The 12,192-nt window shown below is 63.7% G+C and carries 11 protein-coding genes; 10 read left to right on the forward strand and 1 reads right to left on the reverse strand.

Annotation, left to right across the window (positions count from 1 at the left end; all coding sequences use genetic code 11):
- The first annotated feature begins 2 nt into the window (after positions 1-2).
- From JQ591_RS18365 to JQ591_RS18405, 9 genes are all read left to right on the forward strand, one after another.
- Entirely contained in the window at positions 3-986 is a 984-nt protein-coding gene (locus JQ591_RS18365) for a threonine dehydratase (RefSeq protein WP_211397420.1), read from the forward strand.
- A gap of 24 nt (positions 987-1,010) precedes the next feature.
- The gene (gene ilvN, locus JQ591_RS18370) at positions 1,011-1,553 is read left to right on the forward strand and encodes an acetolactate synthase small subunit (RefSeq protein WP_007613340.1); all 543 of its coding nucleotides are present in this window, start codon (positions 1,011-1,013) and stop codon (positions 1,551-1,553) included.
- A 3-nt stretch (positions 1,554-1,556) separates the two neighbouring features.
- Positions 1,557-2,246, forward strand: a complete 690-nt coding sequence (locus JQ591_RS18375) for a class I SAM-dependent methyltransferase (protein ID WP_211397421.1) — start codon at positions 1,557-1,559, stop codon at positions 2,244-2,246.
- 69 nt (positions 2,247-2,315) lie between these two features.
- Complete coding sequence (locus JQ591_RS18380; protein WP_211397422.1) at positions 2,316-3,209, forward strand: EamA family transporter; 894 nt, start codon at positions 2,316-2,318, stop codon at positions 3,207-3,209.
- Between the two features lie 2 nt (positions 3,210-3,211).
- Positions 3,212-3,814, forward strand: a complete 603-nt coding sequence (locus tag JQ591_RS18385; protein ID WP_211397423.1) for a LysE family translocator — start codon at positions 3,212-3,214, stop codon at positions 3,812-3,814.
- Between the two features lie 147 nt (positions 3,815-3,961).
- On the forward strand, positions 3,962-4,981 hold the full coding sequence (ilvC, locus tag JQ591_RS18390; protein ID WP_007600992.1) for a ketol-acid reductoisomerase: 1,020 nt from the start codon (positions 3,962-3,964) through the stop codon (positions 4,979-4,981).
- A 372-nt stretch (positions 4,982-5,353) separates the two neighbouring features.
- Positions 5,354-8,737 (forward strand): bifunctional diguanylate cyclase/phosphodiesterase, encoded by a 3,384-nt coding sequence (locus JQ591_RS18395; protein ID WP_249137200.1) that lies wholly within the window; start codon positions 5,354-5,356, stop codon positions 8,735-8,737.
- Between the two features lie 57 nt (positions 8,738-8,794).
- Positions 8,795-9,889, forward strand: coding sequence for a DUF2336 domain-containing protein (locus JQ591_RS18400; protein ID WP_249137202.1), 1,095 nt, complete (start codon positions 8,795-8,797; stop codon positions 9,887-9,889).
- Positions 9,890-9,950: 61 nt separating this feature from the next.
- Positions 9,951-10,802, forward strand: a complete 852-nt coding sequence (locus JQ591_RS18405) for an SDR family oxidoreductase (protein ID WP_211397426.1) — start codon at positions 9,951-9,953, stop codon at positions 10,800-10,802.
- A gap of 7 nt (positions 10,803-10,809) precedes the next feature.
- On the opposite strand, the gene JQ591_RS18410 is transcribed toward JQ591_RS18405, so the two are convergent.
- Positions 10,810-11,430 carry a hypothetical protein gene (locus JQ591_RS18410; RefSeq protein ID WP_211397427.1) on the reverse strand — a complete coding sequence of 207 codons (621 nt, stop codon included), beginning with the start codon at positions 11,428-11,430 and terminating at the stop codon, positions 10,810-10,812.
- Positions 11,431-11,536: 106 nt separating this feature from the next.
- On the opposite strand from JQ591_RS18410, the gene JQ591_RS18415 reads away from it, so the two are divergent.
- Positions 11,537-12,190: a TetR/AcrR family transcriptional regulator gene (locus JQ591_RS18415; RefSeq protein ID WP_249137205.1), complete on the forward strand. Its 654-nt coding sequence runs from the start codon at positions 11,537-11,539 to the stop codon at positions 12,188-12,190.
- Positions 12,191-12,192 lie beyond the last annotated feature (2 nt).

The following is a 12,192-nucleotide window of genomic DNA, read 5'->3' on the forward strand; positions in this document are numbered from 1 at the left end:
TGATGTTCGACCTGGCGGAGCTCGAACGCGCACACGACATCGTGGGGCAGGCGGTGCCGGCGACGCCGGCGCACGCCTGGCCGCTGCTCAGCCAGCGGCTCGGCACGCGCGTTGTGGTCAAGCACGAGAACCACACGCCGACCGGCGCCTTCAAGGTGCGCGGCGGGCTGGTCTATCTCGAACGGCTGAAGCGCGAGCGGCCGAACATTCCGGGAATCATCTCTGCGACACGCGGCAATCACGGTCAGAGCCTTGCCTTTGCGGCCAGCCGCCACGGCGTGCCCGCGGTGATCTACGTGCCGCGCGGCAACTCGGTCGAGAAGAACCGGGCCATGAAGGCGTTTGGCGCCGAGCTCGTCGAGCACGGCGAGGACTTTCAGGCCGCGCGCGAGGAGGCGGGACGCCACGCGCAGTTCGCCGGGCTCCACATGGTGCCGTCGTTCCATACGGACCTGGTGCTGGGCGTTGCGACCTACGCGCTGGAGCTGTTCAGGGCTGCGCCCGATCTCGACGTTCTCTACGTGCCGATCGGGCAAGGCTCGGGCATCTGCGGCTGTATCATGGCGCGCGACCTGCTTGGCCTGAAGACCGAGATCGTCGGCGTGCAGTCGACCGAGGCGCCATCCTATGCGCTGTCGTTCGCGGCAGGCCGCGTCGTGACCACGGAGACCAGCAATACGCTCGCCGACGGCATGGCGACGCGGATTCCCGATCCGGAAGCGCTTGCCATCATCCGCAAGGGCGCCTCGCGCATCGTAGAGGTCACCGACGACGAGGTGGCGGCTGCGATCCGTGCGCTCTGGACCGACACGCACAATCTCGCCGAAGGCGCCGGCGCCGCCGCGCTCGCCGCGGCGCTTCAGGAAAAGACAACATTGTCGGGCAAGCACGTCGGCCTCGTGCTGTCCGGCGGCAATATCGATTTCGATCTGTTCCGCGGTTGGGTCGGGACGGATGCGCCGGTCGCTCATCGGGCGACGGCGTAACGACGAGAATAAGAGGGGACGACAATGAACCAGCCCGCATCCGCCTATTTCATCGAGGAGCGCCACGATCCGAACGAGACGCACACGCTCTCGGTGCTCGTGCAGAACGAGCCCGGCGTGCTCGCGCGCGTCATCGGCCTGTTCTCGGGGCGCGGCTACAACATCGAGAGCCTCACCGTCTCGGAGACCGAGAGTCAGAAGCATCTCTCGCGCATCACCATCGTCACCACGGGTACGCCGATGGTGATCGAGCAGATCAAGCATCAGCTCGACCGCATGATCCCCGTCTATCGCGTCGTCGACATGACGCTGACCAAGCGCTCGATCGAGCGCGAGCTGGCGATGGTGAAGGTGCGCGGACAGGGCGAGCATCGCGTCGAGGCGCTGCGGCTGGCGGACGCGTTCCGCGCCCGCGTGATCGACGCCACCACCGAGAGCTTCGTGTTCGAGATCACAGGCAATACCGACAAGATCAACCAGTTTATCGACCTGATGCGTCCGCTTGGCCTCGTCGAAGTGTCGCGCACCGGTGTTGCCGCGATTGGTCGCGGGCCTGAAGGAATGTGAACCATGCTGGCGCGCGACTGGTATTACAACGAGCGGAACCGGATGGGCATCGGGCCCGCTGTGGCGTCGATCTACGACAGCCACGACGATGCCGACCTGCGGGCGCGCGCCGCGCTGAAAATGCTTGGGGTCCAGCGCGGCTGGCGCATCGCCGACATCGGTTGCGGCAACGGCGTGCTCGCGACCGAGGCTGCGCTGATGGGCGCCGAGGTCGACGCCATCGACATCTCGCCCGCGATGCTGGCGCTCGCCGAGATCTACGCGCGCGACCGCAAGGCACCCGTGCGCACGCAGTCCGCCGGGCTGCTCAGCTTCGCCTACCGGCCGGAGTCCTATGACCTGATCGTCAGCGAGTTCACGCTGCACCATCTGCCGGATTTCTGGAAGGCGGTGGCGATGTCGCGGATCTATCGCGCGCTCAAGCCCGGTGCCACCTTCTATTTGCGCGACATCGTCTACGCCTCGATGCCCGATGCCGTCGAGCGCGACGTCGAGCAATGGGCCGACTTTGAGATCAAGAACCACGATGTCTCGCGTGAAAGCGTCGTCAACCACATGCGCGACGAGTATTCCACTTTTGGCTGGGTCATGGAGCGGATGCTGACCGACGTCGGCTTCACGCTGGTCTCGGCCGATTACCACGCCCCGATGCACGGCACTTATCTGCTGCGGAAACCCAATTCGTCGACGTAAAGGCCGGCAAGCAAGGCTCGACCAGAACAACAAACAGGGCTGCACGACAGAGCAGAACCGGGAACAACAATGAAGCCGGCCGACATCCTCATCGCCATCCTGGTGGCGATCATCTGGGGGCTTGCCTTCGTGGCGAGCCGGATCGCGCTCGACGAGTTTTCGCCGGAGCTGATGACGGCGATGCGCTTCACCATTGCGGCGGTGCCCTGCCTGTTCGTTCGCAAGCCGAAGATTGCCTGGTCGCTCCTGATCGCGATCAGCTTCACGCTCTTTCTCGGCCAGTTCCTGAGCCAGGCCTATGGCATCGCCCATGGCGTGCCGGTGGGGCTGACCTCTGTCGTCGTGCAGAGCCAGGCGCTGTTCACGATCGGCTTTGCCGTGATCGCATTCGGCGAGCGGCCGACGCCGGCCCAGACGCTGGGCATCGTCATCGCAGCCGTCGGCCTTTTGATGATCTGCGGCACCGTCGGTTATGATTTCAGCGTCGGTGCCTTCGCTGTGCTGATGATCGCGCCGGTCAGCTTTGCTGTCGGCAACGTCCTTCTGCGCGGTGCCCGTGGTGCGCCGATGTTCGATCTGTTCGCCTGGCTGTGCCTCACGTCCGCGGTGCCGTTGTTCGCGCTGGCGCTCGTCGTCAACGGGCCGGCGCCGACCTGGCAGGCGCTGATCCACATGTCGCTCACCGGCCTGATTTGCCTGCTGGTGATCGGCGGCATCTCCACCAGCATCGCCTATTGGCTGTGGGGCCGGCTGCTGCGTGACTATCCCACCGCGCAAGTGGTGCCGTTCGCGCTGCTGGTGCCTTTCGTCGGCTCGGCCGCGTCCAGCATCGTGTTCGGCGAGCGGTTCGGCTCGCTGCGCCTCGCCGGCATGCTCACCGTGATCGGCGGTATCGCGGTGATGGTGCTGGCGAAGCGCCCCGAGGCGTTACCAAGAGCCGCAGCCGAAGGCCGCGTGAGATGAGCATGTCCCAGTCGCTGCTGTATGCCTTCCTCGCCTTCATGGCCGTGATGTATTTCACGCCTGGGCCGAACAACATCATGCTGATGTCCTCGGGGCTGACCTATGGCTTCCGGCGCACCATCCCCCACATCGCCGGCGTCGTCATCGGCTTCGCCTTCATGGTTGCGGCGGTCGGCCTCGGGCTCGGCACCGTGTTCCTGGCCTATCCGATCCTGCAGACCATTTTGAAATATGCCGGCGCCGCCTACTTGCTCTACCTGGCCGCCGTGATCGCTTTCTCGGGCCCGGCCAAGCCGGGCGAGGGGGATGGCCGCGGCCCGATGACCTTCTTGAGCGCCGCCATGTTCCAATGGATCAACGCTAAAGGCTGGGTGATCGTGATCGGCACCATCACCGCCTATGCGGCCATCGCCCAATTCCCGCTCAACATCGCGATCCAGACCTTGATCAGCCTGCTGGTGGGCACGGTCTCGACGGTGGTCTGGGCCTTCTTCGGCACGGCACTGCGGCCGGTCCTGACCTCCGTGCGGCTGGTCCGCGCCTTCAATATCCTGATGGCGATCCTGCTCCTGGCGTCCCTCTTTCCCGTCTTCATGGATGCATGATGCCGCAGTTTTCCATGCAGAAACGGGTTTCCCAGGGGGCCGAAAATGCTCTAGACAGCCCCCGAAATCCGCAAATTTCACTATCCGAGACCTGACTGACGAGATCTGACCAACGGCCGATTCCGGCCCCTGAACGAGGAAACGACCATGCGTGTTTATTACGATCGCGACGCCGACCTGAACCTGATCAAGGGCAAGAAGGTCGTCATCGTCGGCTATGGCAGCCAGGGCCACGCCCATGCGCTGAACCTGAAGGATTCCGGCGTCAAGGACGTGGCGATCGCGCTCCGCAAGGGCTCGGCCTCGGCCAAGAAGGCGGAAGCTGCCGGCTTCAAGGTGATGGAAGTCGCCGAGGCCGCCAAATGGGCCGACCTCGTCATGATGCTGACCCCGGACGAGCTCCAGGGCGACATCTATCGCGAGCACCTGCACGACAACATGAAGAAGGGCGCCGCTCTCGTCTTCGCGCACGGTCTCAACGTCCATTTCAACCTGCTCGACCCGCGCGCCGATCTCGACGTGCTGATGATCGCGCCGAAGGGCCCCGGCCACACTGTGCGCTCGGAGTATCAGCGCGGCGGCGGCGTGCCCTGCCTGATCGCGATCGCCAAGGACGTCTCTGGCAACGCCCATGACCTCGGCCTGTCCTACGCCTCCGCTGTCGGCGGCGGCCGCGCCGGCATCATCGAGACCACCTTCAAGGAAGAGTGCGAGACCGACCTGTTCGGCGAGCAGGTCGTGCTCTGCGGCGGCCTGGTCGAGCTGATCAAGGGCGGCTACGAGACGCTGGTCGAAGCCGGCTACGCCCCTGAGATGGCCTATTTCGAGTGCCTGCACGAAGTGAAGCTGATCGTCGACCTGATCTATGAAGGCGGCATCGCCAACATGAACTACTCGATCTCCAACACCGCCGAGTACGGCGAGTACGTCACCGGTCCGCGCATCGTCACCGACGAGACCAAGAAGGAGATGAAGCGGGTTCTGAACGACATCCAGTCCGGCAAGTTTGCTCGCGACTGGATGCTCGAGAACAAGGTCAACCAGACCTCGTTCAAGGCGACCCGCGCCAAGCTCGCCGAGCACCCGATCGAGGAAGTCGGCGCCAAGCTGCGCGACATGATGCCCTGGATCAAGAAGGGCGCGCTGGTCGACAAGTCGAAGAACTAAGCACCGTCGTTCCGGGGGCGTGACGAAGTCGCGCCCCCGACCTCGATCCATATCCACCAGGGCATTTTCGGTTCTGATTGAATCAGAACCGAAGCTCTGGATTGTTGTTTTGACGCGGCGAGACAATGTCCGTCTGTCTCCGCGCGATCTCGCTGATCATGCGAGCCCACTCGCCGACGCGAAGCTCCTCGCTGAAGCCGCCTTCGGTTCAACACGGTAGGATGGTGCGCTTTCCATGCTTTCCGAGTATTGGGACACCGTTACTGTCGTAGTTCCGTACGATTACGGAGTGAATTTGCGATAGGCAACTCAACCAAATCTTAGCGCGACCGGGCGATGGTGAAAGCCGATTGCTCAAACCATAGAAGCGCAATGCTGAGAGCTTGGCAGAGGCTGGCCGGATCGCCGGGATCGTCCGTCACGATCCTGGGGCTGCTGTTTTCGTTGGTTGTCGTCACCTTGTTTCTGGTTGATCTGGCCGTTCGCTATCGAGACGCGGTCGCGTCTGCGAAAACCGATGCTCTCAACCTTTCGGCCATTCTGGCCGAGCATGCCGCGGTGACGTTCGAAGACATCGATCGTGTCCTGCTTGAGGCGCAGGCAATCCGCAACGAATCCTTGTCTGGAAAATACGCTGACCTCGGCACGGCCAACACCGCGCTCCGTCAATTGGTCAAGAGTTCGTCGATCATGGTCGCGGTCGGCTGGACCGATGCATCCGGAGCCGTCGTTGCGCATTCCTACGATCGTGCACCGCCGCGTGGCAACATCTCCGACATGCCGCACTTCATCGCGCAACGCGATGGCGCCGGCACCGAACTGTTCGTTGCCCCGCCCTATCGCTCGGCAGGCGGTGACAAATGGTTCAGCGCGGTGTCGCGCCGGTTGAACAATCCGGATGGAAGCTTTGCGGGCGTGGTGACTGCGCCGCTGGATCAATCCTTTCTGTTGAAGATCTATCGCAAGATCAATCTGGGCCCCGACGGTTCAGTGGTCTTGATCCATCGCAGCGGTCGGATCCTGGCGCGCGTACCGGAACAGAACAACGTTCTGGGCATGTCGGTCGCGGGCGGCCCGCTGTTCACCAAGTATCTGGGAGCATCCGAGGCGGGCTCATATGAGCTGATGAGTCCCGTCGACGGCGTCGCGCGCATCGCAGGCTACAAGACCGTGTCCGGCCTGCCGCTGGTACTGGTTGTGACCTATTCGCGCAATTACGCGCTGCAGCCGTGGTATCGGCATCTCTACACCTTCGGCCCCGTGGCTGTCGCGATCGTCACCATCATCCTGATCGGAACCTTCCTGCTGCGACGACAAACTAACGCAATCGCGGCCGCGAGTGCCCGGTTCGACGCGGCGTTGAGCAATATGCCGCATGGGCTCAGCATGTTCGACGCCGATGAGAAGCTGCTGGTCGCCAACAGCCGCTATCGCGAGATGTATGACCTCACGGAGTCACAGGTCGAACCTGGAACGCCGCTCGGCAGCATCGTCGGCAACTACAAGAGCGCTGGGGGGAATCTCGACGTCAAGGAATTCCTCGACGGTGCAAGACACCGAACTCCGAAGATCGTCATGCTCGCCGATGGCCGGATCATCTCGATCGTGCGTACGCCGATGCAGGATGGTGGCTGGGTCGCGACCCATGAGGACATCACCGAGAAGCGGCGTGACGAGACCCAGCTGGCGGAAAATGCCGCCGAGCTGAAGCTCATCAACACCCGGTTCGATGTCGCCATCAGCAACATGTCCCAGGGTCTCTGCCTGTTCGATGCAGACAAAAATCTGGTGGTATCGAATAGTCGCTATCAGCAGATGTACGGTCTGCCCGACGAACTCGTCAGGCCCGGCACGCCCCTGCAACTCATATTGCAGCACTATGCCGACCGCGGCGAAGCCAGCTCGCTAACCGTCGACCAGCATGTCCGGCTGATGCCGACCCAGCGACAGCAGGCCTACGAGCTGAAAGACCACCGCCAGATCCTGATCCAGCGCAAGCCACTGCCGGACGGCGGCTGGGTCGCGACGCACGAAGACGTTACCGAGCAAAAGCGCGGCGAGCAGATGCTGGCGCAGAAGGCCGCGGAGCTCGAGGCCATCAACATGCGCTTTGACGTCGCTCTCAACAACATGTCCCAGGGGCTCTGCATGTTCGATGCGGACCAGAGGATCGTGGTGTCGAACGCGCGCTATAGCGAAATCTACCATATTGACCCCGATCGGATAAGGCGGGGAACCACGCTGGCCCAGATTCTCGAATATCGACGCGAGCAAGGCACGCATTTCACCAGCGTCGCGCCGGAGGTCTATCTCAATCAGAACGTGAAGCAACCCAACGAAATACAGGAGCTTGCGGACGGGCGGGTGGTCGCCATTGCGCGTCACATGATGTCGGATGGCGGCTGGCTCACGACCCACGAGGATATCACCGATCGGGCGAGAAACGAGAAACGCATCGCATATCTGGCGCAGCACGATCTGCTCACGGGCCTGGCGAACCGCGCCGTGTTCGCGGAAAAGCTGGACGAAGCGGCAAGACGGTCGCAGCGTCATGGCACGACATTCACCGTGCTGATGCTCGATCTCGATAGATTCAAGCTCGTCAACGATACGCTCGGTCACGCCGTAGGCGATCAGCTGCTGGTCGAGGTCGCGCGGCGACTGAGCTCATCACTGCGGGATACCGACGTGCTGGCCCGCCTCGGCGGCGACGAATTTGCGATCATCCAGGAGAACGAAAGCGATCAGAGCGAAGGCGCCATCGCACTGGCGCTGAGGATCATCTGTCTGATCGAGCAACCGTTCGATCTTGGCAGCAACCGTGTCAGCGTCGGTACCAGCATCGGTATCGCGTTCGCGCCCGAGCACGGCATCGACGCCGAGACGTTATTGCAGAAGGCGGACGTCGCGCTCTACGCGACGAAATCCTCGGGCCGGAATGATTTCAGGATCTTCCAGCGAGAGATGACGGAGGCTGCCGACACACAGAAGTCGATGGAGGGCGAACTGCGAGAGGCGCTGGCCCGCAACGAGTTCGAGCTGCACTACCAGCCGGTGATCGACGCCGGAACGCGCGCGATGACCGGGCTGGAATGCTTCGTGCGCTGGCATCATCCCTCGAAGGGCGTGCTGGCGCCGATGCAGTTCCTTGGTGTCGCCGAGCAGGCCGGATTGATGCTGCCGCTCGGTGAATGGATCTTGCAACAGGCCTGCCTCGACGCGGCCGCCTGGCCGGCGCACATCAAGGTCGCCGTCAACATGAGCGCCGCCCAGTTCCACCGGAGTAACGTGCTCGATATTGTCCTGTGCGCGCTGGTCGAATCGGGATTGTCGCCCGAGCGCCTCGAACTCGAAATTCCCGACGCTGCGCTCCTGGGCGGAAATCCTGCGGCTCACTTGCTTGCGGTCCGACAACTGAAGAACCTCGGTGTCGGCGTCGTGCTCGACAATTGCGGGATAGGCTATTCCGCGGCCAGCTACCTCCAGAGTTTCCCATTCGACAAGTTCAAGATCGACCGGGCGATCGTGCAGGGCTGCACGACGCGGAGGGATTGCGCCGCGGTCGTCGCCTCCGCCGTGGCATTGGCTCGCGGTCTGGATGTCGCGACGGTGGCCAAGGGGGTCGAGACCCCTGCGCAGTTGGATGCTCTGCTTGCGGCAGGAGTGGACTACGTGCAGGGCTATCTGATCGGGCGGCCCGTGCCGAATTCCGAAATCAGTTTCGAGTCGCCGTTACCGGCGCGAAACGTCGCGTGATCTCATGACCGCCGTCGAAACGCAGGCAACTCAATCTCCAGCACGCGAGAGATGACTATGGAGAACGGTCTGATCGATCAGCTCGAGATCGCGCTGGCGAGCCCGGAGCTGTCGAAGCGCGCCGAACTCCTGCGCAAGGTCGCCGATCTCTTCGTGTTCGGCTCGGGCAAGTTCACCGACAAGCAGATCGATCTGTTCGATGAGGTGATGAGCGCGCTCCTCGAGAATATCGAATGCGCCGCCCGAGCGGACTTCGGAAGCCGGCTTTCCAGATTGCCCGACGCGCCGCGCCGGACGATCCGCTTGCTGGCGTTTGACGACGCGCCCGAGGTGGCGGCGCCGGTCCTGGAGCACTCGCCACAGCTCGACGAGGCGAGCCTGGGGGAGAATGCGCGGACCAAGAGCCAGGATCATCTGCTGGCTATCGCCGGCCGCAGCCGGTTGACGGAACCCGTGACCGACGCCCTCCTCGCGCGCGGTAACAACGATGTCGCCATGCGGACCGCCGGCAACGATGGCGCCAGCTTCTCGACCCTGGGAATGTCCAAGCTCGTCAGGCGGGCGCGGGACAATGGCGCGCTCGCGATGTGCATCTGGGCTCGCCCCGATATTCCGCGCGAGACCCTGCTGAAGCTGTTCGTTCATGCATCCGAGATGGTGAGATGCAAGCTGGAGGCAGCCGATCCCCGCCAGGCAGCTCTGATCCGGAGTGCAATTGCGGAGGGCTCGGATGAGCTGCAAGCGATGGCTCGCGCAGGCTCCAGCGAGCACGCCCGGGCGTTGGCCGAGGTGACGTCCCTGCATTCGGACGGGCAACTGGACGAGGCACGCGTGCTCGGCTTCGTCAGCGAGCGAAGCTTGGACAAGACCGCCGTCGCGCTATCGCTCATGAGCGACCTACCGATCGGAGCGATTGAGCGTGCGCTGGTCCGTTCGGAGCCCGAGCAGATTCTCATCCTCGCGAAGGCGATCGGTCTGTCTTGGGACACGACGAAGGCGATCCTGACGTTTTACCCCGGTGTGGCTCACGAGAGCCGAGAGCGATTGGAGCAGTGCTTCGCGAGCTTCTTCCGGTTGAGTCCGAATACCGCGAAGGCTGCACTCCAGTTCTACAGGCTCCGCGAGCGTGCCGGCCCAAGTCCTGTCCACTAACGGCATTGCGCCCCCGGCAGCTTTCTCCTACATGATCGCGGGAACTCGAGGGGGGGAGACCATGCGATCCGTCGTCGTCACCGGCGCGTCCACCGGCATCGGCTGGGCCATTGCGAAATTCCTGGTCGGGCGCGGCTATCGCGTGTTCGGCAGTGTCCGCAAGCAGGCCGATGCGGATCGGCTCAAGGGTGAGTTCGGCGCGAACTTCACCCCGCTGCTGTTCGATGTCACTGACGAGGCTGCCGTGCTGGCCGCCGCACGAGAGGTGCGCGAGGCGCTGGGCGGCGAGACGCTGGCCGGTCTCGTCAACAATGCCGGCGTCGCGGTCGCCGGTCCCGTGCTCGAACTGTCGGCCGACGACTTCCGCCGGCAGATGGATATCAACGTCATCGGCCCAGTCATCGCGACGCAGGCTTTTGGGCCGCTGCTCGGCGCCGACCCGTCGCTGAAGGGGCCGAAGGGACGGATCGTGATGATCAGCTCGGTCGCGGGCAAGAACGGCAATCCATTGTCGGCGCCTTACTGCACCTCCAAGCATGCCATCGAGGGCCTATCGGAGAGCTTGCGCCGCGAGCTGATGCTGTTCGGCATCGACGTCATCATCGTCGCCCCCGGCGCCGTCAAGACGCCGATCTGGAGCAAGGCCGAGCAGTTCGATCTCTCGGTCTACCAGAACTCGCCTTATCTGCCGGCGCTGAACAAGGTCATGGCGTACATGATGAAGCTCGGCGAGACCGGGCTGCCGGCCGAGCGGATCGCGGAGGTCGTTTTCGAGGCGCTCACCGCCGAGAGGCCCAGGGTTCGCTACCAGATCACGCCGGACCGGATGCGACATTTGATGACGGCCACGCTGCCCAAGCGCGTGGTCGACCGCATCATCGCCAAGCGTCTTGGGCTGCTGCCGCAGGCATGACCGATGCTCAGCCCGCCTCGGCCGTCCGCCCGCGCGGATGGGCGGCCATCGCGATCAGACGCAGTGCCATCACCGCCAGGAGCGGAATGAGAAACGCGGTGTAGAGCGGCATCGCCGGCACCCGCTTGCCGAACGACACCATGAACTGGAACCAGAGATAGTATCCGGCTGTCAGATGCAGCGCGCGCCAGGCGTTGGGCCCGAGCAGCGCGGCGGTGCGATCGAACGAGGTCGCGCTCATGGCGACGATGAAGGCATAGCCGACACCGCCGAAAATGTAGGAGACCGCCGAGGTGGCCCCGGCAAAGCCGGTCGGATCCATCCTGGCGAACGCGACGATCGCAACCGCGTGGATGGCGTGGGAGGCAGCGAAGCTTAAGCCGAGATAGCGCCGGTTGCGGCGCTGCCAGCGCGTCCAGGCGTTGGGCCACAGCCGTGCCAGTGCCGAGGCACTGAAGGCGAGACAGAACAGCAGCAGCGAGCTTCGCGCGGTGAAGCGGATCACCATCCGCACGCCCTCGACCTCGAACTGCCGCATCGAGGCGATCCACAGGCTGAGCACGATCAGGCTCAAGGAGAGGGCGGCAAGCAGACGCCAGCCTTCAAACCAGCTTTGGCGTTGTGACATGGCAATTTCCTCCGCTAATGTAATCACCGATTACATTTTGCTTGGCCGCGCGGTCAATGGTGTAATCGCTGCTTACATTCACGTTCGGGTGATGCTAGGAAGCTCCATGCCCGCCCGACAGCCGGCCAAGCCCCGCGCTCGCCGCAACAGCTCTGAAGTCCGGCCCTATCACCACGGTGACCTCCGCCGCGTGTTGATCGACGCTGCGCTGCAATTGGCGGCGGAAGGGGCCGAAATCTCGGTGCGCGAGGCCGCACGCCGGGCCGCGGTTTCGCCGGGGGCACCGTTCCGGCACTTCCCCAACCGCGACGCGCTCATGTCAGCGGTGGCCGAGGAGGCGCAGCGGCGCTTTCGTGCCGAGATCGAGGTGGCGCTGGAACAGGCACCGGCCACCGACCCGTTTGGCCGGTTCCGCGCCTTCGGCCTCGCTTACCTGCGCTGGGCGATGCGCAATCCCGCGCATTTCGAGATCATCTCCACCGGGCGCTATTTCGCCCATGGCAGCTCGGCGGAGCTGACGCGCGATAATGCCGAATTGATCGCCCTGACCGAGGGAATACTGATTGAGGCGGCCAGGCAGGGCCTGCTGCGGTCGGCCGACCTCAAACGCATTCAGGTCGCCGGCCGCGCCCTGGTCTATGGTTTTGCCAGGATGAATCTCGACGGCCACTTTCCGCGCTGGGGCGTAGAGGAGGGCGAGATCGAGCAGATGGCGGAAGGGGTCATCGACCTCTTCATCGCGGGCATCGCCAAAGCCTAGCG

The sequence above is a fragment of the Bradyrhizobium canariense genome (assembly GCF_018130465.1).
Classification (GTDB): domain Bacteria; phylum Pseudomonadota; class Alphaproteobacteria; order Rhizobiales; family Xanthobacteraceae; genus Bradyrhizobium; species Bradyrhizobium canariense_C.